This is a genomic window from Streptomyces sp. NPDC079141 (genome assembly GCF_040686775.1).
In the GTDB taxonomy this organism is placed as follows: Bacteria; Actinomycetota; Actinomycetes; order Streptomycetales; family Streptomycetaceae; genus Streptomyces.
This window is the reverse complement of the sequence record NZ_JBFBLP010000008.1, coordinates 272,303-291,498: the sequence shown is the minus strand read 5'-3', so window position 1 is coordinate 291,498 and position 19,196 is coordinate 272,303. Positions and strand designations below refer to the sequence as shown.

32 protein-coding genes are annotated in these 19,196 nt (G+C 66.7%); all 32 read right to left on the bottom strand.

Features of this window, described 5'->3' with window-relative positions:
- Positions 1 to 120: 120 nt before the first annotated feature.
- The 32 genes from rpsK to AB0Q90_RS23415 all read right to left on the bottom strand — a co-directional run bounded on the left by rpsK (position 121) and on the right by AB0Q90_RS23415 (position 19,148).
- Positions 121 to 525 (bottom strand): 30S ribosomal protein S11, encoded by a 405-nt coding sequence (gene rpsK / locus AB0Q90_RS23570; RefSeq protein WP_003956432.1) that lies wholly within the window; start codon positions 523 to 525, stop codon positions 121 to 123.
- 70 nt (positions 526 to 595) lie between these two features.
- Positions 596 to 976, bottom strand: a complete 381-nt coding sequence (gene rpsM / locus AB0Q90_RS23565) for a 30S ribosomal protein S13 (RefSeq protein WP_020132619.1) — start codon at positions 974 to 976, stop codon at positions 596 to 598.
- Between the two features lie 226 nt (positions 977 to 1,202).
- Entirely contained in the window at positions 1,203 to 1,316 is a 114-nt protein-coding gene (rpmJ, locus tag AB0Q90_RS23560) for a 50S ribosomal protein L36 (RefSeq protein WP_003998809.1), read from the bottom strand.
- Positions 1,317 to 1,376: 60 nt separating this feature from the next.
- A complete protein-coding gene (infA, locus tag AB0Q90_RS23555) occupies positions 1,377 to 1,598 on the bottom strand; it encodes a translation initiation factor IF-1 (RefSeq protein WP_003948620.1) in 222 nt (73 codons plus the stop codon).
- A gap of 314 nt (positions 1,599 to 1,912) precedes the next feature.
- Positions 1,913 to 2,749, bottom strand: a complete 837-nt coding sequence (gene map, locus AB0Q90_RS23550) for a type I methionyl aminopeptidase (RefSeq protein ID WP_363159165.1) — start codon at positions 2,747 to 2,749, stop codon at positions 1,913 to 1,915.
- Positions 2,750 to 2,902: 153 nt separating this feature from the next.
- Entirely contained in the window at positions 2,903 to 3,565 is a 663-nt protein-coding gene (locus AB0Q90_RS23545; RefSeq protein WP_363159166.1) for an adenylate kinase, read from the bottom strand.
- Positions 3,565 to 4,878, bottom strand: a complete 1,314-nt coding sequence (secY, locus tag AB0Q90_RS23540) for a preprotein translocase subunit SecY (RefSeq protein WP_363159167.1) — start codon at positions 4,876 to 4,878, stop codon at positions 3,565 to 3,567. Before secY ends, AB0Q90_RS23545 begins: the two co-directional genes overlap by 1 nt.
- A 234-nt stretch (positions 4,879 to 5,112) precedes the next feature.
- Positions 5,113 to 5,568 carry a 50S ribosomal protein L15 gene (rplO, locus tag AB0Q90_RS23535; protein ID WP_014674382.1) on the bottom strand — a complete coding sequence of 152 codons (456 nt, stop codon included), beginning with the start codon at positions 5,566 to 5,568 and terminating at the stop codon, positions 5,113 to 5,115.
- 2 nt (positions 5,569 to 5,570) lie between these two features.
- Positions 5,571 to 5,753 (bottom strand): 50S ribosomal protein L30, encoded by a 183-nt coding sequence (gene rpmD / locus AB0Q90_RS23530; protein ID WP_003974250.1) that lies wholly within the window; start codon positions 5,751 to 5,753, stop codon positions 5,571 to 5,573.
- A 2-nt stretch (positions 5,754 to 5,755) separates the two neighbouring features.
- Positions 5,756 to 6,361, bottom strand: coding sequence for a 30S ribosomal protein S5 (rpsE, locus tag AB0Q90_RS23525; RefSeq protein ID WP_009190144.1), 606 nt, complete (start codon positions 6,359 to 6,361; stop codon positions 5,756 to 5,758).
- A gap of 39 nt (positions 6,362 to 6,400) precedes the next feature.
- Positions 6,401 to 6,784, bottom strand: a complete 384-nt coding sequence (rplR, locus tag AB0Q90_RS23520; RefSeq protein ID WP_015658457.1) for a 50S ribosomal protein L18 — start codon at positions 6,782 to 6,784, stop codon at positions 6,401 to 6,403.
- A gap of 3 nt (positions 6,785 to 6,787) precedes the next feature.
- Positions 6,788 to 7,327 carry a 50S ribosomal protein L6 gene (gene rplF / locus AB0Q90_RS23515; RefSeq protein ID WP_363159168.1) on the bottom strand — a complete coding sequence of 180 codons (540 nt, stop codon included), beginning with the start codon at positions 7,325 to 7,327 and terminating at the stop codon, positions 6,788 to 6,790.
- A gap of 24 nt (positions 7,328 to 7,351) precedes the next feature.
- On the bottom strand, positions 7,352 to 7,750 hold the full coding sequence (gene rpsH, locus AB0Q90_RS23510; protein WP_015658459.1) for a 30S ribosomal protein S8: 399 nt from the start codon (positions 7,748 to 7,750) through the stop codon (positions 7,352 to 7,354).
- A 215-nt stretch (positions 7,751 to 7,965) separates the two neighbouring features.
- On the bottom strand, positions 7,966 to 8,151 hold the full coding sequence (locus tag AB0Q90_RS23505; protein WP_003948630.1) for a type Z 30S ribosomal protein S14: 186 nt from the start codon (positions 8,149 to 8,151) through the stop codon (positions 7,966 to 7,968).
- A 5-nt stretch (positions 8,152 to 8,156) separates the two neighbouring features.
- Positions 8,157 to 8,714, bottom strand: coding sequence for a 50S ribosomal protein L5 (rplE, locus tag AB0Q90_RS23500; protein ID WP_363159169.1), 558 nt, complete (start codon positions 8,712 to 8,714; stop codon positions 8,157 to 8,159).
- Positions 8,714 to 9,037, bottom strand: coding sequence for a 50S ribosomal protein L24 (rplX, locus tag AB0Q90_RS23495; protein WP_003992365.1), 324 nt, complete (start codon positions 9,035 to 9,037; stop codon positions 8,714 to 8,716). Before rplX ends, rplE begins: the two co-directional genes overlap by 1 nt.
- A 2-nt stretch (positions 9,038 to 9,039) precedes the next feature.
- The gene (gene rplN, locus AB0Q90_RS23490) at positions 9,040 to 9,408 is read right to left on the bottom strand and encodes a 50S ribosomal protein L14 (RefSeq protein ID WP_003998823.1); all 369 of its coding nucleotides are present in this window, start codon (positions 9,406 to 9,408) and stop codon (positions 9,040 to 9,042) included.
- A 98-nt stretch (positions 9,409 to 9,506) separates the two neighbouring features.
- Complete coding sequence (gene rpsQ, locus AB0Q90_RS23485; protein ID WP_018543912.1) at positions 9,507 to 9,791, bottom strand: 30S ribosomal protein S17; 285 nt, start codon at positions 9,789 to 9,791, stop codon at positions 9,507 to 9,509.
- Entirely contained in the window at positions 9,791 to 10,015 is a 225-nt protein-coding gene (gene rpmC / locus AB0Q90_RS23480; protein WP_007494763.1) for a 50S ribosomal protein L29, read from the bottom strand. The genes rpsQ and rpmC overlap by 1 nt, the downstream gene beginning before the upstream one ends.
- Complete coding sequence (rplP, locus tag AB0Q90_RS23475; RefSeq protein ID WP_004927269.1) at positions 10,015 to 10,434, bottom strand: 50S ribosomal protein L16; 420 nt, start codon at positions 10,432 to 10,434, stop codon at positions 10,015 to 10,017. The genes rpmC and rplP overlap by 1 nt, the downstream gene beginning before the upstream one ends.
- Before the next feature lie 5 nt (positions 10,435 to 10,439).
- Positions 10,440 to 11,261 (bottom strand): 30S ribosomal protein S3, encoded by an 822-nt coding sequence (gene rpsC, locus AB0Q90_RS23470; RefSeq protein ID WP_014674374.1) that lies wholly within the window; start codon positions 11,259 to 11,261, stop codon positions 10,440 to 10,442.
- The gene (rplV, locus tag AB0Q90_RS23465) at positions 11,261 to 11,608 is read right to left on the bottom strand and encodes a 50S ribosomal protein L22 (protein ID WP_003974262.1); all 348 of its coding nucleotides are present in this window, start codon (positions 11,606 to 11,608) and stop codon (positions 11,261 to 11,263) included. The genes rpsC and rplV overlap by 1 nt, the downstream gene beginning before the upstream one ends.
- Positions 11,609 to 11,652: 44 nt before the next feature.
- On the bottom strand, positions 11,653 to 11,934 hold the full coding sequence (gene rpsS, locus AB0Q90_RS23460; protein ID WP_003992359.1) for a 30S ribosomal protein S19: 282 nt from the start codon (positions 11,932 to 11,934) through the stop codon (positions 11,653 to 11,655).
- A gap of 12 nt (positions 11,935 to 11,946) precedes the next feature.
- Complete coding sequence (gene rplB / locus AB0Q90_RS23455) at positions 11,947 to 12,783, bottom strand: 50S ribosomal protein L2 (RefSeq protein WP_059192905.1); 837 nt, start codon at positions 12,781 to 12,783, stop codon at positions 11,947 to 11,949.
- 38 nt (positions 12,784 to 12,821) lie between these two features.
- Positions 12,822 to 13,241, bottom strand: coding sequence for a 50S ribosomal protein L23 (rplW, locus tag AB0Q90_RS23450; protein ID WP_363159170.1), 420 nt, complete (start codon positions 13,239 to 13,241; stop codon positions 12,822 to 12,824).
- Positions 13,241 to 13,897: a 50S ribosomal protein L4 gene (gene rplD, locus AB0Q90_RS23445; protein WP_363159171.1), complete on the bottom strand. Its 657-nt coding sequence runs from the start codon at positions 13,895 to 13,897 to the stop codon at positions 13,241 to 13,243. The genes rplW and rplD overlap by 1 nt, the downstream gene beginning before the upstream one ends.
- Positions 13,898 to 13,905: 8 nt before the next feature.
- Entirely contained in the window at positions 13,906 to 14,550 is a 645-nt protein-coding gene (gene rplC, locus AB0Q90_RS23440; protein WP_062706771.1) for a 50S ribosomal protein L3, read from the bottom strand.
- Between the two features lie 17 nt (positions 14,551 to 14,567).
- A complete protein-coding gene (gene rpsJ, locus AB0Q90_RS23435) occupies positions 14,568 to 14,876 on the bottom strand; it encodes a 30S ribosomal protein S10 (protein WP_003948644.1) in 309 nt (102 codons plus the stop codon).
- A 446-nt stretch (positions 14,877 to 15,322) separates the two neighbouring features.
- Positions 15,323 to 16,441, bottom strand: a complete 1,119-nt coding sequence (locus tag AB0Q90_RS23430; protein ID WP_363159172.1) for a hypothetical protein — start codon at positions 16,439 to 16,441, stop codon at positions 15,323 to 15,325.
- A gap of 111 nt (positions 16,442 to 16,552) precedes the next feature.
- Positions 16,553 to 17,689 (bottom strand): acyltransferase, encoded by a 1,137-nt coding sequence (locus tag AB0Q90_RS23425; protein WP_363159430.1) that lies wholly within the window; start codon positions 17,687 to 17,689, stop codon positions 16,553 to 16,555.
- Positions 17,690 to 17,850: 161 nt separating this feature from the next.
- Positions 17,851 to 18,363 (bottom strand): hypothetical protein, encoded by a 513-nt coding sequence (locus AB0Q90_RS23420; protein WP_363159173.1) that lies wholly within the window; start codon positions 18,361 to 18,363, stop codon positions 17,851 to 17,853.
- Positions 18,360 to 19,148 carry a methyltransferase domain-containing protein gene (locus AB0Q90_RS23415; RefSeq protein WP_363159174.1) on the bottom strand — a complete coding sequence of 263 codons (789 nt, stop codon included), beginning with the start codon at positions 19,146 to 19,148 and terminating at the stop codon, positions 18,360 to 18,362. The genes AB0Q90_RS23420 and AB0Q90_RS23415 overlap by 4 nt, the downstream gene beginning before the upstream one ends.
- Positions 19,149 to 19,196: the final 48 nt, after the last annotated feature.

Sequence of the window (19,196 nt, the reverse complement as noted above, 5' to 3'; positions counted from 1 at the left end):
GGACGCCCGCTATTTGACGCCCGACGGAACCGCGCCAGTAAAGACGCGGGTACTACAAGGGTACGGGCGATACGACCCCGCTATGGAGCCGTACCGCCCGAAAAGCCTTGCGGAAGCGCGTCAGACGCGACGACGCTTCGGCGGACGGCAGCCGTTGTGCGGGGTCGGGGTGACGTCCTGGATGGAGCCGACCTCAAGACCCGTGGCCTGCAGGGAGCGGATCGCGGTCTCGCGACCGGAACCCGGGCCCTTCACGAACACGTCGACCTTGCGCATGCCGTGCTCCTGGGCGCGGCGGGCAGCCGACTCGGCGGCCATCTGCGCGGCGAACGGCGTGGACTTCCGGGAGCCCTTGAAGCCGACGTGGCCGGCGGAGGCCCAGGAGATCACGTTGCCGGACGGGTCCGTGATCGAGACGATCGTGTTGTTGAACGTGCTCTTGATGTGCGCGTGGCCGTGAGCGACGTTCTTCTTTTCCTTGCGGCGCACCTTCTTGGCAGCGCCCTGACGACCCTTGGGGGGCATCTACAAACTCCTACGGGGAGGTGGTCGGTCCTACAGCGAAGACCGCTGATGAAGCGTTGTCCGCTGAGGACTACTTCTTGCCCGGCTTCTTCTTGCCGGCGATGGCGCGACGCGGGCCCTTGCGGGTACGGGCGTTCGTGCTGGTGCGCTGACCGCGGACGGGCAGACCACGACGGTGACGGAGACCCTGGTAGCAGCCGATCTCGACCTTGCGGCGGATGTCGGCCTGGATCTCGCGACGGAGGTCACCCTCGGTCTTGATGTTGGCGTCCACGTACTCGCGGATCGCGACGAGCTGCTCCTCGGAGAGGTCGCGAACGCGGGTGTTGGGGTCGACGCCGGTCGCAGCCAGCGTCTCCTGGGAGAGGGTCCGGCCGATGCCGAACACGTAGGTGAGGGCGACCTCCACACGCTTTTCGCGCGGGATGTCAACACCGGAAACGCGTGCCATTCAATGGCTCCTGGTGATCTTCGGAGGTCTTCCGCAGAACCGACTCCCAGCCGCCGGCCTCTTCACGCTGTTCAAGAGATGCAGCCAAAGATTAGGTACGACCTGGGTCCCCGGCCTCCGAGCCGGGGGTGTCAGACGATCTCTCGCCTGGGCTCTGCGTATGAACATATTCAGCTCGCGTCGCGCGAATCTCTGCGATATCGATGCAGAGGGAATTGGCCTGCGATCAGCCCTGGCGCTGCTTGTGGCGCGGGTTCTCGCAGATGACCATGACCCGGCCGTGACGGCGGATCACCCTGCACTTGTCGCAGATCTTCTTGACGCTCGGCTTGACCTTCATTGGGTGAGGTTCTCCGGGTCAGTGCCATCGCCACGGGAGGTCCCGGGGCGCGGGCAAGATCTACTTGTACCGGTAGACGATCCGGCCACGCGTCAGGTCGTACGGAGACAGCTCCACCACGACCCGGTCGTCAGGGAGGATGCGGATGTAGTGCATACGCATCTTGCCGCTGATGTGTGCCAGGACCTGGTGGCCGTTCTGGAGCTCGACCTTGAACATGGCGTTCGGCAGAGACTCGACGACAGTGCCCTCGATCTCGATGGCACCTTGCTTCTTGGCCACGCTTCGCCCTTCGAATCGACTACCTTGATCGACTCAGTGTGAGCGCATGCAGACATGCGGGTACACAAGAGCCGACGAGTCAGTCTACGTCAGCGCACCCGGAAAGACGAATCGAGGAAGTCTGCCCCACGCCCGAGATCATTAAGCCAGCGGGTCCGGAGCGGCCGTAACGCCGTACTCCGCGAGCTTGGCCCGACCCCCGTCAGGAGCCGACCCATTCCCGGCGCCGCCCTCGCGGGCGCTCGGCGCCGGGGCGCCTCCCTGGCTTCGAGCGGCTGCGCCGGCCTCCGACCGGCGGTCACGGCCCGGCGCCGTCAGGCGAGCGGATCCGGTGCCGCGGTCACACCGTACTCCGCGAGCTTCGCCCGACCCCCGTCAGGAGCGGTCAGCACCAGCGGCCCCTGTTCCGTCAGGGCGATGGAGTGCTCCCAGTGGGAGGACCAGGTGCCGTCGGTCGTGATGACCGTCCAGTCGTCCGCCAGGACCTCGGTCTTCGGGGTGCCGAGGGAGACCATCGGCTCGATGGCGAGGCAGAAGCCGGGGACCAGCTTGGGGCCCTTGCCGCGGCGGCGCTCGACGTAGTTCAGCAGGTGCGGGTCCATGTGCATCTCGGTGCCGATGCCGTGGCCGCCGTAGTCCTCGATGATCCCGTACCGGCCGCCGCCGACCTTGGGCTGGCGGCGGATGTACGTCTCGATGGCGCGGGAGATGTCGACGAGCCGGTTGCCCAGCTTCATGGCCGCGATACCGGCCCACATCGACTCCTCGGTCACCCGGGAGAGCTCGACCAGCTCCGGAGCGTGACCGGAACCCACGAAGGCCGTGTAGGCGGCGTCGCCGTGCCAGCCGTCGACGATGGCGCCGGCGTCGATGGAGATGATGTCGCCGTCCTTCAGGACGACCTCGTCGGAGGGGATGCCGTGGACGACGACCTCGTTCACGGAGGTGCAGATCGTCGCCGGGAACCCGCCGTACCCGAGGAAGTTCGACTTCGCCCCGTGCTCCGCGATCACCTTCCGCGCGACCTCGTCCAGGTCCTTGGTGGTCGACCCCGGAACCGCCGCCTCGCGCGTGGCCGCATGAATGGCGGCAACGACCAGCCCCGCCTCGCGCATCTTGGCGATCTGCTCGGGGTTCTTGATCTGCACCATGGGGGCGAGGGCCTTTCTTGGACCGGCGAAGGGGACTGCATCAACCATACGGGCGTACCCGGGGGCGCGCGTCGCATCCAGGCCTACCTGCGCCCACCCACGCAGCAGCCGCGGCCCCCAGAAGGAACCGCGGCTACGGCAGCGTACGAAGAACTACTTCTCGGCGCCCTCGCGCTTCAGCGCGGCAAGCGCCCGGCCCGTGATCTCGTCCACCGGACCCATGGCCTCGATCGTGACGACCAGACCCTGCGTCTTGTAGTAGTCGATGATCGGCTCGGTCTGCGTGTGGTAGACCTCCAGCCGCGTGCGGACGGTCTCCTCGGAGTCGTCGTCGCGCTGGTACAGCTCGCCGCCGCACACGTCGCACACGCCGTCCTGCGCCGGCTTCTTGTACGTCACGTGGAAGACGTGCGCGGAGTCGTTACGGCAGATGCGCCGACCGGCGATCCGCTTCACGACCTCCTCCTCGGGGGCCTCCAGGTCCAGCACCGCGTCCAGCTTCATGGACTCGGTCGTGAGCAGCTCGTCCAGCGCCTCCGCCTGGGAGACATTGCGCGGGAAGCCGTCCAGCAGGAAGCCGCCCTCGGCGTCGGGCTGCTGCATGCGGTCCTTGGCCATCGCGATGGTGACCTCGTCGGGAACGAGGTTGCCGGCGTCCATGTAGGACTTCGCGAGCTTGCCGAGGTCCGTCTGCTGGCTGATGTTGGCGCGGAACAGGTCGCCCGTGGAGATGTGCGGGATGTTCAGCTTCTCGGCAAGGCGCGTGGCTTGCGTTCCCTTACCGGCGCCCGGCGGCCCGACGAGGACGATTCGCATCAGCGGAGGAACCCTTCGTAATTGCGCTGCTGGAGCTGACTCTCGATCTGCTTCACGGTCTCAAGACCCACACCCACGATGATGAGGATGCTGGTGCCACCGAACGGGAAGTTCTGGTTGGCGCCGAAACCGGCCAACGCAATCGTCGGGACGAGAGCGATCAGACCCAGATACAGCGAACCCGGCCAGGTGATCCGATTGAGCACGTAGCTCAGGTACTCAGCGGTCGGTCGGCCAGCCCGGATGCCCGGGATGAAGCCACCATACTTCTTCATGTTGTCGGCGACTTCCTCGGGGTTGAAGGAGATCGCCACGTAGAAGAACGCGAAGAACACGATGAGCAAGAAGTACACAGTGATGTAAATCGGGTGGTCACCTGTGACGAGATTCGCTTCGATCCAGGTTTTCCAGCTCGAAGTACCGCTTGAGAACTGCGCGATCAGAGCCGGGATGTAGAGCAGCGACGACGCGAAGATGACAGGAATCACACCTGCCTGGTTCACCTTCAGCGGGATGTACGTGGATGTACCGCCGTAGGAACGGCGGCCGATCATGCGCTTCGCGTACTGAACCGGGATGCGGCGCTGGGCCTGCTCGACGAAGACCACCAGGCCGACCATGACGAACCCGACGAGCATGACGGTGCCGAACTCGATCCAGCCGTCGGCCAGCGTGCCCTCCGTCTTGATGGCCCACAGCGCGGACGGGAAGGTGGCGGCGATCGAGATGAACATCAGGATCGACATGCCGTTGCCGATGCCGCGGTCGGTGATCAGCTCACCGAGCCACATGACCATGGCCGTACCGGCGGTCATGGTGATGACCATGGTGACGGTCACGAAGATCGAACGGTCCGGGACGATCTGGCCGGCGACCGTGCAGCCGGAGAAGAGAGCGCCGCTGCGGGCGGTGGCGACGAGGCCGGTGCCCTGCAGGATGGCGAGCGCCACCGTCAGATAACGGGTGTACTGCGTGATCTTCGCCGTACCGGCCGAGCCCTCCTTCTTGAGGGCCTCCAGACGCGGGATCACCACGGTCAGCAGCTGAAGGATGATGCTCGCCGTGATGTACGGCATGATGCCCAGCGCGAAGACCGTGATCTGCAGCAGTGCCCCACCGCTGAACATGTTGATCAAACCGAGGGGGCCCTGGTTCGCGGACGCCTCGTCCACGCACTGCTGGACGGACGTGTAGTCGACGCCGGGGATCGGGATGTGGGTACCCACCCGGTAGATCACGATGATGCCGAGCGTGAAGAGCAGCTTCTTGCGCAGGTCGGGCGTCTTGAACGCCCGGGCGAACGCGGTGAGCACGGTGCCTCCTGCGACCCCCGCGCTACTGCGTCAAGGGTGACGGTCTTGAGGTTCGACGATTAGGTAACGGCCAACTGCCGCTCAGAGTGCCGCATGTGAGGCACTCAGTAAAAGTTGGCAGTGCAGGCCACCTTACCCGCGAGACTGCCACCCTTGGAACGACCAACCGGGGATACCCCATTTGTGGGGTATCCCCGGTCGGGATCGCTCAAGTCATCGAGACGCCTGATGTGTTCAGACGAGCTCGGTGACGGTACCGCCGGCGGCGGTGATCTTCTCCTTGGCGGAGCCGGAGACGGCGTCGACCGTCACCTGCAGCGCCACGGAGATCTCGCCCTGGCCGAGGACCTTGACGAGGCTGTTCTTGCGAACGGCACCCTTGGCCACCAGACCCTCGACGGTGACCTCGCCACCCTCGGGGTAGAGCGCGGCCAGCTTGTCGAGGTTCACGACCTGGTACTCGGTCTTGAACGGGTTCTTGAAGCCCTTCAGCTTCGGAAGGCGCATGTGGAGGGGCATCTGGCCACCCTCGAAGCGCTCCGGAACCTGGTAACGAGCCTTCGTACCCTTGGTACCACGACCGGCCGTCTTACCCTTCGACGCCTCACCACGACCGACACGGGTCTTGGCGGTCTTGGCGCCGGGGGCGGGACGGAGGTTGTGGATCTTGAGCGGGTTCTGCTCCGCCATGATCAGTCGACCTCCTCGACCGTCACGAGGTGGCGGACGGTGTGCACCATGCCGCGGAACTCGGGGCGGTCCTCCTTGACGACCTGCGTGTTGATGCCCTTGAGACCAAGGGAACGCAGGGTGTCACGGTGGTTCTGCTTGCTGCCGATGTAGGACTTGACCTGCGTGATCTTGAGCTGCGCCATGATTACGCACCCGCCCCGGCACGCGCACGCAGCAGGGCCGCGGGAGCGACGTCCTCAAGCGGCAGACCACGGCGGGCCGCGATCTCCTCGGGACGCTGCAGACCCTTCAGGGCCTCCACGGTGGCGTGCACGATGTTGATCGCGTTGTCGGAGCCGAGCGACTTCGACAGCACGTCGTGGATACCGGCGCACTCAAGCACGGCACGCACCGGACCACCGGCGATAACACCGGTACCCGGGGACGCGGGCTTGAGCAGCACGACGCCGGCAGCCTTCTCACCCTGGATCGGGTGCGGGATGGTGCCCTGGATACGGGGGACCTTGAAGAAGTGCTTCTTGGCCTCCTCAACGCCCTTGGCGATGGCGGCCGGCACCTCCTTGGCCTTGCCGTAACCGACACCCACGGTGCCGTCACCGTCGCCCACCACGACCAGCGCGGTGAAGCTGAAGCGACGACCACCCTTCACAACCTTGGCGACACGGTTGATCGCGACAACGCGCTCAACGTAAGCGGTCTTCTCGGCGGCAGCTGCGCCGCCGTCACGGCCCTTCCGGTCCCGCCGCTCGCCGCCACCGGCACCGCCACCGCGGCGCTGGGGTCCAGCCATTGGAATTACCTCTCTCTTTTTCCGCTAGCTACGAACGGCTCAGAACTTCAAGCCGGCTTCGCGGGCGGCGTCCGCCAGGGCGGCGATGCGCCCGGCGTACTGGTTGCCACCACGGTCGAATACGACAGCCTCGACACCGGCGGCCTTGGCACGCTCGGCGACCAGGGCGCCGACCTGCTTGGCCTGCGCGGACTTGTCGCCCTCGCCACCGCGGACCGACGTGTCCAGGGTGGACGCCGACGCCAGGGTGTGACCCTGGATGTCGTCGATCACCTGGGCCACGATGTGGCGGTTCGAGCGGGTAACGACCAGACGGGGACGCTCCGCCGTACCGGAGATCCGCTTGCGGATCCGGATGTGACGGCGCTTGATCGCGGCGCGCTTGTAGGCGTCGCCCTTCAGGATCTTCTGTCCGTATGCCATGGCTTACTTACCCGCCTTTCCGACCTTGCGGCGGATGACTTCGCCCTCGTACTTGACGCCCTTGGCCTTGTACGGGTCGGGCTTGCGCAGCTTGCGGATGTTGGCCGCAACCTCGCCGACCTTCTGCTTGTCGATGCCCTCGACCTGGAAGCGGGTCGGGGACTCCACCTTGAAGGTGATGCCCTCGGGGGCCTCGACCGTGATCGGGTGGCTGTAGCCGAGTGCGAACTCAAGGTTCGAACCCTTGGCGGTCACTCGGTAACCGACACCGCTGATTTCGAGCTTCTTCACGTAACCCTGGGTCACGCCGGTGATCATGTTCGCCACCAGCGTGCGGGACAGGCCGTGCAGGGCCTTGTTCTGACGCTCGTCGTTGGGGCGGGTGACGTTCAGGACGCCGTCCTCACCCTTGGCGATGTCGATCGGCGAGGCGACGGTGTGGGTCAGCGAGCCCTTGGGGCCCTTGACCGAAACCGTGCGGCCGTCGATGGTGACGTCCACGCCGGCGGGAACCGTGATGGGGAGCTTGCCAATACGCGACATAGCTGTTTCCTCCGTTCCCTTCCGCTACCAGACGTAGGCGAGGACTTCCCCACCCACGCCCTTCTTGCCGGCCTGCTTGTCGGTCAGAAGACCGTGCGACGTGGAGATGATCGCCACGCCGAGGCCACCGAGGACCTTGGGCAGGTTGGTGGACTTCGCGTAAACCCGGAGACCGGGCTTGGAGATCCGCTTGATGCCCGCGATGGAGCGCTCACGGTTGGGGCCGAACTTCAGCTCCAGGACGAGGTTCTTGCCGACCTCGGCGTCCTCGACCTTCCAGCCCGTGATGAAGCCCTCCTGCTGGAGGATCTCCGCGATGTGAGACTTGATCTTCGAGTGCGGCATCGCCACGGTGTCGTGGTACGCCGAGTTCGCGTTCCGCAGACGCGTAAGCATGTCTGCGATCGGATCAGTCATGGTCATGAATTGGCCTTCGGCCTCTCTCGCCGGGGTTTCCTGGTGCGCCATCCCTCTCCCCGATCCGAGACGGGACGGGTGCGGCGCGGTGGACCTACGGCGTAGTAAGTCGTACGGGCGACCGTCAGGCGCCCAACCCTCCAAGCCTAAGCCATGAAGGGGAGGGCGCCTGACACGCCCATTGCTTACCGAGAGACTCCGGAATCCCTAAAAAGCGGGGATTACCAGGAGCTCTTGGTCACGCCCGGCAGCTCGCCACGGTGAGCCATCTCACGAAGGCACACGCGGCACAGGCCGAACTTGCGGTACACGGAGTGCGGACGGCCGCAGCGCTGGCAGCGCGTGTAGCCACGCACACCGAACTTGGGCTTGCGAGCAGCCTTGGCAATCAGAGCCTTCTTCGCCATCTCGCTCACGCCTCCTTGAACGGGAAGCCGAGGTGACGAAGGAGCGCGCGGCCCTCAGCGTCGTTGGTCGCCGTGGTGACCACGGTGATGTCCATACCCCGGGTACGGTCGATCTTGTCCTGGTCGATCTCGTGGAACATGACCTGCTCCGTGAGACCGAAGGTGTAGTTGCCACGGCCGTCGAACTGCTTGGGGGACAGGCCACGGAAGTCGCGGATGCGCGGCAGCGCGAGCGACAGGGTGCGGTCCAGGAACTCCCACATGCGGTCGCCACGGAGCGTGACGTGGGCACCGATCGGCTGACCCTCACGCAGCTTGAACTGCGCGATGGACTTGCGGGCCTTGGTGACGGCCGGCTTCTGACCGGTGATCGTGGTGAGGTCGCGAATGGCGCCCTCGATCAGCTTGGAGTCGCGGGCGGCGTCGCCCACACCCATGTTGACCACGATCTTCACGAGGCCGGGAACCTGCATGACGTTCTCGTACTTGAACTCTTCACGCAGCTTGCCCGCGATCTCCTCGCGGTACTTCGTCTTGAGACGCGGAGTGGTGGTGGTAGCCATCAGATGTCCTCACCCGTCCGCTTGGCAACGCGGATCTTGTTGCCCTCGTCGTCGAAGCGGTAACCGACACGCGTGACGACCTTGTTGCCGTCCTTCTCCACGACCAGCTGGACGTTGGAGACGTGGATCGGGGCCTCGGTCGTGACGATGCCGCCGGCCTGGGAACCGCGAGCGGTCGGGCCGGCCTTGGTGTGCTTCTTGACCCGGTTGACACCCTCGACCAGGACACGGTCCTCGCGGGGGAAGGCCGCGATGACCTTGCCCTGCTTGCCCTTGTCCTTACCGGTGATGACCTGGACCAGGTCGCCCTTCTTGATCTTCATGCTTACAGCACCTCCGGCGCGAGCGAGATGATCTTCATGAACTTCTTCTCGCGCAGCTCACGGCCGACCGGGCCGAAGATACGGGTGCCGCGAGGGTCGCCGTCGTTCTTCAGAATGACGGCGGCGTTCTCGTCGAAGCGGATGTACGAGCCGTCCGGACGGCGGCGCTCCTTGACGGTGCGAACGATGACCGCCTTGACGACGTCACCCTTCTTCACGTTGCCACCGGGGATCGCGTCCTTGACGGTGGCGACGATGACGTCACCGATGCCCGCGTAGCGGCGACCGGAGCCACCGAGCACACGGATGCAAAGGATTTCCTTCGCACCAGTGTTGTCGGCGACGCGCAGTCGCGACTCCTGCTGGATCACGTCTATCTCCTGTTTGTCTGCCGGTTCCCCGGGAGCCGCTCAGCGAGCGGCTCCCGGAGCCTGGCGGAACTGACCTGCGGGGGGTGCCCCGCAGGAAATTACTTGGCCTTTTCGAGGATCTCGACGACGCGCCAGCGCTTCGTCGCGGACAGCGGCCGGGTCTCCATGAGGAGGACGCGGTCGCCGACACCCGCAGCGTTCTGCTCGTCGTGCGCCTTGAGCTTGTTCGTACGGCGGATGACCTTGCCGTACAGCGCGTGCTTGACGCGGTCCTCGACAGCGACGACGACGGTCTTGTCCATCTTGTCGCTGACGACGAGACCCTCACGGGTCTTGCGGAAGCCGCGGGCCTCTGCGTTCTCAGTCACGTTCTTCTCGCTCATCAGGCGTTCTCCACCGTTTCGATGCCCAGCTCACGCTCGCGCATCAGGGTGTAGATCCGCGCGATGTCCTTGCGGACCGCCTTCAGACGGCCATGGTTCTCAAGCTGTCCCGTCGCCGCCTGGAAGCGGAGGTTGAACAGCTCTTCCTTGGCCTCGCGGAGCTTCGCCAGAAGCTCCTCGTTGCCCAGCTCGCGCAGCTCGGACGCCTTGGTACCGGCCGACATCACGCTTCACCTGCCTCGCGCTTGACGATCCGGCACTTCATCGGCAGCTTGTGGGCGGCGCGAGTCAGGGCCTCACGGGCGATCTTCTCGTTGGGGTAGGACAGCTCGAACATGACCCGGCCCGGGTGCACGTTCGCGATCCACCACTCGGGAGAACCCTTACCGGAACCCATGCGGGTCTCGGCAGGCTTCTTCGTGAGCGGGCGGTCCGGGTAGATGTTGATCCAGACCTTGCCGCCACGCTTGATGTGGCGGGTCATCGCGATACGGGCCGCCTCGATCTGGCGGTTGGTCACGTACGCCGGCGTGAGGGCCTGAATGCCGTACTCGCCGAACGCGACCGTCGTACCGCCCTTGGCCTGACCACGGCGCTTCGGGTGGTGCTGCTTGCGGTGCTTGACCCTACGGGGGATCAGCATGACGGTCAGGCCTCCGTTCCGGTGCTCTCAGCCGGAGCGGCGGCGGGAGCCTCGGCCTTGGGGGCCTCGGCGCCGGCAGCCTGCTGCGGCTTACGACCGCGCCGCTCGCCACCGCGGCCACCACGGGCCGGGCGGTCGGCACCGCCACGGGCCGGGCGGTTACCCGCACGGGCCGCAGCGTTCTCGGCGCGGACCTCGGCGATGTTCTTGACGTCGCCCTTGTAGATCCAGACCTTCACACCGATACGGCCGAAGGTCGTCTTGGCCTCGAAGAAGCCGTAGTCCACGTTCGCGCGGAGCGTGTGCAGGGGCACACGGCCCTCGCGGTAGAACTCCGAGCGGGACATCTCGGCGCCACCGAGGCGGCCGCCGCACTGGATCTTGATGCCCTTGGCGCCCGCCTTCATCGCCGACTGCATGCTCTTACGCATGGCGCGACGGAAGGAGACGCGGGAGGAGAGCTGCTCGGCAACGGCCTGAGCAACCAGCTGAGCGTCCGTCTCGGGGTTCTTGACCTCAAGAATGTTCAGCTGGACCTGCTTGCCCGTGAGCTTTTCGAGGTCGCCGCGGATGCGGTCGGCCTCGGCGCCACGGCGGCCGATGACGATGCCCGGACGCGCGGTGTGGATGTCCACGCGGACACGGTCACGGGTGCGCTCGATCTCAACCTTCGAGATGCCGGCGCGCTCCATGCCGGACGTCATCATCCGACGGATGGCGACGTCTTCCTTGACGTAGTCCTTGTACAGCTTGTCGGCGTACCAACGCGACTTGAAGTCGGTCGTGACACCGAGCCGGAACCCGTGCGGGTTTACCTTCTGGCCCATTACCGGGTTCCTTCCTTGCTGCTGACGACCACGGTGATGTGGCTGGTCCGCTTGCGGATCCGGTAGGCACGGCCCTGGGCGCGCGGACGGAACCGCTTCAGGGTCGGGCCCTCGTCGACGTACGCCTCGGAGATGAAGAGGCTGTCGGCGTCGGTGTGGTCGTAGTTGTGCGCGGCGTTGGCAATGGCGCTGTCGAGCACCTTGCCGACCGGCACGGAGGCTGCCTGCGGAGCGAATCGCAGAACAGCCTGAGCCTCCGTGGCATCCATGCCACGGATCAGGTCCACCACGCGGCGGGCCTTCATGGGCGTAACGCGGATGTACCGCGCCTGGGCCCTGGCTTCCATGGTTGTCCCTCTCAGTTACTTACGTGTCTGAATGCGATCCGCTACTAGCGGCGCTTCGACTTCCGGTCGTCCTTGACGTGACCCCGGAAGGTGCGCGTCGGCGAGAACTCGCCGAGCTTGTGGCCGACCATCGACTCGGTGACGAACACCGGGATGTGGGTCTTGCCGTTGTGCACCGCGAGCGTGTGGCCGAGCATGGCCGGCACGATCATGGAGCGACGGGACCAGGTCTTGATGACGTTCTTGGTGCCGGCTTCGTTCTGGGCGTCCACCTTCTTGATCAGGTGGTCGTCGACGAAGGGCCCCTTCTTGAGACTGCGCGGCATCTAAACCCGCTCCTAGCGCTTCTTGTTCGTCTTGCGGCGGCGGACGATGTACTTGTTCGAAGCCTTCTTCGGCGAACGAGTACGACCCTCCTTCTGACCCCACGGGGAGACCGGGTGGCGACCACCGGAGGTCTTGCCCTCACCACCACCGTGCGGGTGGTCAACCGGGTTCATCGCCACACCGCGAACGGTCGGGCGGACGCCCAGCCAGCGCTTGCGGCCGGCCTTACCCCAGTTGATGTTGCTCTGCTCGGCGTTGCCGACCTCGCCGACGGTGGCGCGGCAGCGCACGTCGACCAGGCGGATCTCACCGGAAGGCATGCGGAGGTGAGCCATCTGGCCCTCCTTCGCGAGCAGCTGCACGGAGGCACCGGCGGAGCGGGCGAACTTGGCGCCGCCACCGGGACGGAGCTCGATCGCGTGGATCGTGGTACCGACCGGGATGTTGCGGAGCGCCAGGTTGTTGCCCGGCTTGATGTCGGCCCCGGGACCGTTCTCGACGCGGTCACCCTGCTGCAGGTTGCGCGGGGCGAGGATGTAGCGCTTCTCGCCGTCGGCGTAGTGCAGCAGCGCGATGCGCGCGGTGCGGTTGGGGTCGTACTCGATGTGCGCGACCTTCGCCGGCACGCCGTCCTTGTCGTGACGACGGAAGTCGATCACTCGGTAGGCGCGCTTGTGTCCGCCACCCTGGTGGCGAACGGTCACACGACCGGCGTTGTTACGGCCGCCCTTGCTGTGCAGGGGGCGGACCAGCGACTTCTCCGGCGTGGACCGCGTGACCTCGACGAAGTCGGCAACGCTGGAGCCACGACGGCCCGGCGTAGTCGGCTTGTACTTGCGGATTCCCATTTCTCAGTCCTCGTCCGATATCGGACGATCCGACCCGCTTACGCGGTCGGACCGCCGAAGATGTCGATACGGTCGCCCTCGGCAAGGGTCACGATCGCGCGCTTGCTGTCGGCACGCTTGCCGAAGCCGGTGCGGGTCCGCTTGCGCTTGCCCTGGCGGTTGATCGTGTTGACCCCGGTGACCTTGACCTGGAAGACCGCCTGGACGGCCTGCTTGATCTGGGTCTTGTTGGCGCTCGGGTCCACGATGAACGTGTACTTGCCCTCGTCGAGAAGCGCGTAGCTCTTCTCCGAGACGACCGGCTTCAGCAGGATGTCACGGGGGTCCGTGAACGCCTTGCTGGCGGGCGTGACGACGGTGTTCTTGCCCTCGGCCTCGTGGCGACGCGCCTTGGCGACGCGCGCGGCCTTGGCGGCCTTGGCGGCCTTCGAGGCAATGCTCGGGTGACGCGTAGCCATCAGGCTTCGCTCCCTTCGGTGTCAGCGGCCTGGGGGCCAGACACGAAGGACTCGAAAGCGGCCTGGGTGAAGACCACGTCGTCCGAGACGAGAACGTCGTACGTGTTCAGCTGGCCCGGCTCCAGGATGTGGACCTGGGGCAGGTTGCGGGCGGACAGCCACGCGGCCTCGTCGGCACGCTCGATGACGAGCAGCAGGTTCTTGCGCTCGCTGATCTTGCCGAAGAGCGTCTTCGCGGCCTTCGTCGACGGGCTCTCACCCTCGATGACGCCGGAGACGACGTGGATGCGGTTGTTGCGGGCCCGGTCGGTGAGGGCGTGGCGCAGGGCCGCGGCCTTCATCTTCTTCGGGGTCCGCTGCGAGTAGTCACGCGGCACGGGACCGTGCACGACGCCACCACCGGCGAACTGCGGCGCGCGGGTCGAACCCTGACGGGCGCGACCGGTGCCCTTCTGGCGGTAAGGCTTCTTGCCACCACCACGGACCTCGCCACGACGCTTGGTCTTGTGCGTGCCCTGGCGGGCAGCGGCCAGCTGCGCGACGACGACCTGGTGAAGCAGCGGGACGCTGATCTTCTCTACGTCGAAGATCTCCGCGGGGAGCTCGACGGAACCGGCCTTGTCGCCCGCCGGCGAAAGGATGTCAACAGTGCTCATCGGTTACCTCAGGCCCCCTTGGCCGCGGTGCGGACCAGGACGAGGCCGCCGTTCGGACCGGGAACCGCGCCCTTGATGAGCAGCAGACCCTTCTCCGCGTCAACGGCGTGGACGGTCAGGTTCTGGGTGGTGACCCGCTCGTTGCCCATACGACCCGCCATGCGGAGGCCCTTGAACACACGGCCCGGGGTGGCGCAGCCACCGATGGAACCGGGAGAGCGGTGCTTGCGCTGGGTGCCGTGACCGGCGCCGAGGCCCTTGAAGTTGTGACGCTTCATGACACCGGCGAAGCCCTTGCCCTTGCTCTTGCCGGTGACGTCGACCTTCACGCCGGCCTCGAAGACCTCGGCCGTGACTTCCTGGCCGAGCGTGTACTCGGAGGCGTCAGCGGTGCGGATCTCGACGAGGTGGCGACGGGGGGTGACGTCGGCCTTGGCGAAGTGGCCCTTGAGGGGCTTGTTCACCTTGCGCGGGTCGATCTCGCCGAAGGCGATCTGGACCGACTCGTAGCCGTCGACGTCGTTCGTACGAACCTGGGTCACGACGTTGGGGCCGGCCTTGACGACGGTGACCGGAACAACACGGTTGTTCTCGTCCCACACCTGCGTCATGCCGAGCTTCTCGCCCAGGATGCCCTTGATCTGCTTAGCCATTCTCAGATCACCAGCCCTTAGAGCTTGATCTCGATGTCGACACCGGCCGGGAGGTCGAGTCGCATCAGAGAGTCAACGGTCTTGGGCGTCGGGTCGAGGATGTCGATCAGGCGCTTGTGCGTGCGCATCTCGAAGTGCTCGCGCGAGTCCTTGTACTTGTGCGGCGACTTGATGACGCAGTACACGTTCTTCTCAGTGGGCAGCGGCACCGGGCCCGCGACCGACGCACCAGTGCGGGTCACCGTCTCGACGATCTTCTTCGCCGAGGAGTCGATGACCTCGTGGTCGTAGGCCTTGAGCCGGATGCGGATCTTCTGTCCCGCCATGGCTACTCAGTAGTCCTTCGTCTCATAACGCTCTGGAACCCGGTGTTCCTCGCCCCGCCTCTCCGACCCACGCGGTCGGGCGTGTCGCGCTCCCGCTGACACAGATGCCCCTTGTCCGAGCATCCCTTGTCTGGGAACACGGCCCTTCCGGAACCGCAAGCCGAGGGCGGAAGGCCCACCGGGTGCCTGGTCGGCGCCGCACTGACACTTCCCGGAAGATTCCCGTACGTCCGCCCCAGCGCTGCCTTACGGCAGTTAGGGCGACGAGTACTGTGGGACTCGCTTCCGGTCCTCCCGGCGGGAGGCGCGCAGCATCAACACTCGACCGAGCAACTCCGACAGTCTGCCATATGGGGCAGGGGCCTGGCCAATCGAGCCGGAGAGAATACCCCGAGAGTGACGCAGGTCAAACACGAGGCCACCGCGCTCCGGGATTGCCCGCCCGATCAGGACCGGGTGAGCCGCCCGCACTCCTCGGGCTTCTGCTCCGCGAGGGACTCGCTGCGGTCGTAGGGGTCCCTGGCGGCGCCCGTCGTCGGTGACCTCGTCGGGTCGTTGCCGGGGAAGACGGGGTGGAGGTACCCGTCGTAGACCTCGCACTCGTTGTTGAAGGTGTCGACCGCGTACCTCTCGATCGCCAGCTTCCCTTCCGTGGAGATCCACTTGGCGGGGTCGGCCAGTGTCGTCGTCAGGTCGCGGCGGACGATGGTGCGTGCGACCCGGTCGTCCTCGCCCGAGGCCCTCACCAGCGGGTAGACGAAGGTGTAGTCGGCGTGCACCCGGACCTGCCCGCCCTTGCCGGCCTCGAAGGCCATGGAGCCCCGCACCTTCACCACGTCCCCGGCCGGCCGTACCTCGTCCGGGTCGAAGCGGCTGACGAGGCCGATGGGGTCGTTCTCCTCGGTCGGGGAGCGGAGTGAGCTTCTCAGGCCCGAGAGCAGGTCCGGCTGCTCCGGATCCAGCAGGGCCATCGCCTCCGTGGGCTGCCCGCCCCGCAGGACCTCCGGGTCCAGGTTCGTCCCGACCAGGAACTCCTTCGTGCGGCGCAGGGCCAGTGCCACCTCGTCCTTGCTCATTCCGCCCGCCGCCTTCGCGGGCGGCAGTTCGATGGCGTCCGCGCCCTCGGCCCAGGTCTGCGCCGGTGATCCGCGGAACGGCTCGTCGAGCGTGGGCAGTTCGGCGTCGGCGGAGGTGGACGGGGCGGCGGGCTCCGACGACGAGTCGTCGCCCAGCACCAGCGACGGCCGCACCGCGATCACCGCCACCGCCACGCACGCCAGCACGGCGAGCGCAGGCCAGAGCCTGCGCCGGCGCTTCATGTCCAGCGACGAGGGCCCCGTACGCCAGCCGGGCGGCTCCGCGGGCGCCGGCTTCCGTCCCCAGCCGCGCTTACGGTCCCGTTCCGCCGCCTCGTCCTGTTCCCGCAGCCGCTGGGTCACCATCCGCGCCCGGGCCGACGGCTCCTTCGGTGCGGAGACCGAACCGCCCTCCGTGACCTCGCGCAGGAAGGACTCCAGCTGCTCGTCGGAGAGGGAGGGCTGCTCCCCCGGCTGATCGGTAGTCACGGGCTCACTCTCGTCGGGCGGTTGACACGCGTGACCATTCAAAGCGGCGACCCGGCCGCTCACTCAGCTGTCACGGACATGTACCGAACCCGTGATCGAACCGGAACCACCTCACCGCCCCGCCCGCAGCCGCTCGAACGACGAGTCCAGCCCCCTCTTCACCACCCGCGCCACCGGCCGCTCCACCAGTCGGTGCACCAGCCAGCTCAGCACCAGGAACCCCGCGATCAGCACCCCCACCAGCAGACGCGCGTCCATCGTCCCGTGCAGCCGGCTGATGACCGCCGTACCGGCCATGTAGTGCGTCAGATACAGCGGATACGTCAGACAGCCCGCCGTCACCAGCCACTTCCCGCGGATCCGGTCGGCGTACCCCAGCGCCACCGCCACCATCACCAGCAGAAACACCGTGAAGATCAGCACCGCACCCCGCCAGCCGGACACACCCTCGTACGCGACCCGCTCCCCCAGCTCCAGCTGGCCCATCAGCCAGGCCATCGCGAGGATCCCCCACAGCAGCAGGTCCTGGCCGAACCGGTGCATGAGGTAGAGCGCCAGGCCCGCGATGAAGTACCAGGCGCCGTCCGGGTTGGCGACCAGCACCAGCAACGGAAAGTCCGAGACCGGCGCGAGCATCGCCGCCGCGCCCCACACACAGCAGAAGACGACGACCCTGCGGTACGTCAGCCCCATCGCGACGACGACCAGGAAGAGCAGGTAGAAACGCAGCTCCGACCACAGCGTCCAGTAGACGAAGTCGACGTTCGGCACATCCGAGCCCGCTTGCAGCATCGTCAGGTTGAGCAGCACCTCCCGCACCGGCAGGCGCTCCCACACCCCCGGCACGGCCACCAGCACACCCGTCGTGAACAGCACCGCGAACCAGTACGCCGGATACAGCCGGATCACCCGCGACACGAAGAACTGCCTCGGCGTACGCCCCCAGCACGACATACAGATCACAAAGCCGCTGATCACAAAGAAGATCTCGACGCCGATCCAGCCGTAGGAGGCGACCCGGAACACCGACGGCATGATCTCCGACACCGGCCGGCCCCAGATCGCGTTACCGGGCTCGTCGACACGCCGGGTGCCGGCGAAGTGGTGCAGTACGACCATCAGGGCGGCGACCAGCCGGATGCCGTCGACGGCGTACAGCCGCCGAGTGCGCAGCGGCCGCAGCGGGTGCCGTATGTCGCTCACCGCCCGCCTGGGGATCGTCGTCGTCCCACCGCCCGCTTCGCGCATCCGCACTGACCGACCCGTCCTTCCGAGAGCTCTCGGCGACCAGACAAGGGCGTTCCTCGCACGGACGGGGTGAAATTGCCACAAGCAGCACAAAGACGTCGCACAGTGTTGTCCGGCGCTTCATCCGTCGGCTGCCGTGCGCGCCCGGCAGCCGGCGGGGGTCAGCGCTTCCGCGCCGTCAGCAGCGGCTTCAGGGCGATCGCCGCCCCGACGACGAACACGGCCGTGGCCAGGTAGATCAGGCCGAGGTGGCCGAGGGTGTCGAGGTCGTAGGGGTAGTGGGCGGGCAGGGCGACCGCCAGCCCGAGGACGGGGACCGCCACCGCCGTCACATAGGCCCACATCAGGCCCTGCCGGACGCCGAACCAGGCGAGCGCCACGACCGCGAGCCCGGCCGCGGCGATGAATCCGGACACGGCGATGTGCAGGTGGGAGATGTACTCGTACAGATCGGGGCTGAATGCCTTGATGCCCTCCTTGCTGGTACCGGCCTCGGCCGAGCCGACGCCCAGCTCCAGGAACGATCCGGTGAAGTTGCGGACGAAGAAGATCACCGCGTAGCCGATGAACCCGATCCCGGCGAGCGCCATGAGCGCGGAGCCGAGCCGCAGGGCCGCGGGGCTGTCCAGGGCGGCGGCCCTGGCGTGGGGGCGGTGATGGGCGAAGGTCGTCATGATGTGCCTCCCGGGAGACGCGCGAGCAGGGAGATGCTCTTGACGCCGTAGCGGACGCTCGCGCTGCGGGCCCGCTCGGTGAGGAAGCCGTACTGGTTCGGGCGGGTGCGTACGACGCGCAGGCCCGCCGTCTCGATCAGATGCCGGTAGGTGTCCTCCAGGGCGGCGCCGGCGATGCACGAGGCCCACAGTTCGGCCTGCGCGGTGATGGCGTCGCCGAGCGGCCGGTCCGTGACGAGGTCGGCGAGGGCGAGCCGGCCGCCGGGGCGCAGGACTCGGGCCGCCTCGGTGAAGACCCGGTCCTTGCGGGGCGACAGGTTGATCACGCCGTTGGAGATCACGCAGTCGACGCTGTCGTCGGCGACGGGCAGCTCCTCGATGTGTCCCTCCCGGAACTCCACCTGTCCGAACGCGTGGGCCTCGGCGAGGCGCCGTGCCTTGTCCAGTTGTTCCGGGGTGAAGTCGACGCCGATGACGCGCCCCGACGGGCCGACGGCCAGTGCGGCGCAGAAGACGTCCGTGCCCGAGCCGCTGCCCAGGTCCAGCACCGTCTCGCCGGGCCGGAGGGCGGCCAGGTCGAGTGCGTGGCCGACGCCGGCGAAGGACTCGACGGCACCGGCCGGGACGCGGTCGAGCACGTCGGCGGGGTAGCCCAGCCGTTCGGCCAGGGCCCGGCCCAGTTCGAAGTGGAAGGGACCGTACGGGGCGAGGGCCACCTGCTGGTAGACGTCCTTGACCTTGGTTTCCAGTTCCCTGACGTCCAGGGTGTCCATTGATGCGCTCATACGTCTTGGACGCCCCGGATGGCTCAAATCACTGCATTCCGAAAAAAT

Excerpts from the sequence above, each read along its gene's own strand:
- rplB (WP_059192905.1), bottom strand. The coding sequence starts at position 12,783 with ATGGGAATCCGCAAGTACAAGCCGACTACGCCGGGCCGTCGTGGCTCC.
- rpsQ (WP_018543912.1), bottom strand. The coding sequence starts at position 9,791 with ATGAGCGAGAAGAACGTGACTGAGAACGCAGAGGCCCGCGGCTTCCGC.
- rplP (WP_004927269.1), bottom strand. The coding sequence starts at position 10,434 with ATGCTGATCCCCCGTAGGGTCAAGCACCGCAAGCAGCACCACCCGAAG.
- rpsS (WP_003992359.1), bottom strand. The coding sequence starts at position 11,934 with ATGCCGCGCAGTCTCAAGAAGGGGCCCTTCGTCGACGACCACCTGATC.
- rplF (WP_363159168.1), bottom strand. The coding sequence starts at position 7,327 with ATGTCGCGTATTGGCAAGCTCCCCATCACGGTTCCCGCCGGCGTGGAC.
- rplV (WP_003974262.1), bottom strand. The coding sequence starts at position 11,608 with ATGGAAGCCAGGGCCCAGGCGCGGTACATCCGCGTTACGCCCATGAAG.
- rplO (WP_014674382.1), bottom strand. The coding sequence starts at position 5,568 with ATGGCGGAGCAGAACCCGCTCAAGATCCACAACCTCCGTCCCGCCCCC.
- AB0Q90_RS23420 (WP_363159173.1), bottom strand. The coding sequence starts at position 18,363 with ATGACGACCTTCGCCCATCACCGCCCCCACGCCAGGGCCGCCGCCCTG.
- rpsJ (WP_003948644.1), bottom strand. The coding sequence starts at position 14,876 with ATGGCGGGACAGAAGATCCGCATCCGGCTCAAGGCCTACGACCACGAG.
- rpmJ (WP_003998809.1), bottom strand. The coding sequence starts at position 1,316 with ATGAAGGTCAAGCCGAGCGTCAAGAAGATCTGCGACAAGTGCAGGGTG.
- rpsC (WP_014674374.1), bottom strand. The coding sequence starts at position 11,261 with ATGGGCCAGAAGGTAAACCCGCACGGGTTCCGGCTCGGTGTCACGACC.
- rpsE (WP_009190144.1), bottom strand. The coding sequence starts at position 6,361 with ATGGCTGGACCCCAGCGCCGCGGTGGCGGTGCCGGTGGCGGCGAGCGG.
- AB0Q90_RS23545 (WP_363159166.1), bottom strand. The coding sequence starts at position 3,565 with ATGCGAATCGTCCTCGTCGGGCCGCCGGGCGCCGGTAAGGGAACGCAA.
- AB0Q90_RS23425 (WP_363159430.1), bottom strand. The coding sequence starts at position 17,689 with ATGCGCGAAGCGGGCGGTGGGACGACGACGATCCCCAGGCGGGCGGTG.
- AB0Q90_RS23415 (WP_363159174.1), bottom strand. The coding sequence starts at position 19,148 with ATGAGCGCATCAATGGACACCCTGGACGTCAGGGAACTGGAAACCAAG.
- rplW (WP_363159170.1), bottom strand. The coding sequence starts at position 13,241 with ATGGCTACGCGTCACCCGAGCATTGCCTCGAAGGCCGCCAAGGCCGCC.
- rplC (WP_062706771.1), bottom strand. The coding sequence starts at position 14,550 with ATGGCTAAGCAGATCAAGGGCATCCTGGGCGAGAAGCTCGGCATGACG.
- rplE (WP_363159169.1), bottom strand. The coding sequence starts at position 8,714 with ATGGCTACCACCACCACTCCGCGTCTCAAGACGAAGTACCGCGAGGAG.
- rplD (WP_363159171.1), bottom strand. The coding sequence starts at position 13,897 with ATGAGCACTGTTGACATCCTTTCGCCGGCGGGCGACAAGGCCGGTTCC.
- rpsM (WP_020132619.1), bottom strand. The coding sequence starts at position 976 with ATGGCACGCGTTTCCGGTGTTGACATCCCGCGCGAAAAGCGTGTGGAG.
- rpmD (WP_003974250.1), bottom strand. The coding sequence starts at position 5,753 with ATGGCGCAGCTCAAGATCACGCAGGTCAAGTCCTACATCGGCAGCAAG.
- AB0Q90_RS23505 (WP_003948630.1), bottom strand. The coding sequence starts at position 8,151 with ATGGCGAAGAAGGCTCTGATTGCCAAGGCTGCTCGCAAGCCCAAGTTC.
- rpsK (WP_003956432.1), bottom strand. The coding sequence starts at position 525 with ATGCCCCCCAAGGGTCGTCAGGGCGCTGCCAAGAAGGTGCGCCGCAAG.
- rpmC (WP_007494763.1), bottom strand. The coding sequence starts at position 10,015 with ATGTCGGCCGGTACCAAGGCGTCCGAGCTGCGCGAGCTGGGCAACGAG.
- rplR (WP_015658457.1), bottom strand. The coding sequence starts at position 6,784 with ATGGCATACGGACAGAAGATCCTGAAGGGCGACGCCTACAAGCGCGCC.
- map (WP_363159165.1), bottom strand. The coding sequence starts at position 2,749 with ATGGTGCAGATCAAGAACCCCGAGCAGATCGCCAAGATGCGCGAGGCG.
- rpsH (WP_015658459.1), bottom strand. The coding sequence starts at position 7,750 with ATGACCATGACTGATCCGATCGCAGACATGCTTACGCGTCTGCGGAAC.
- rplX (WP_003992365.1), bottom strand. The coding sequence starts at position 9,037 with ATGAAGATCAAGAAGGGCGACCTGGTCCAGGTCATCACCGGTAAGGAC.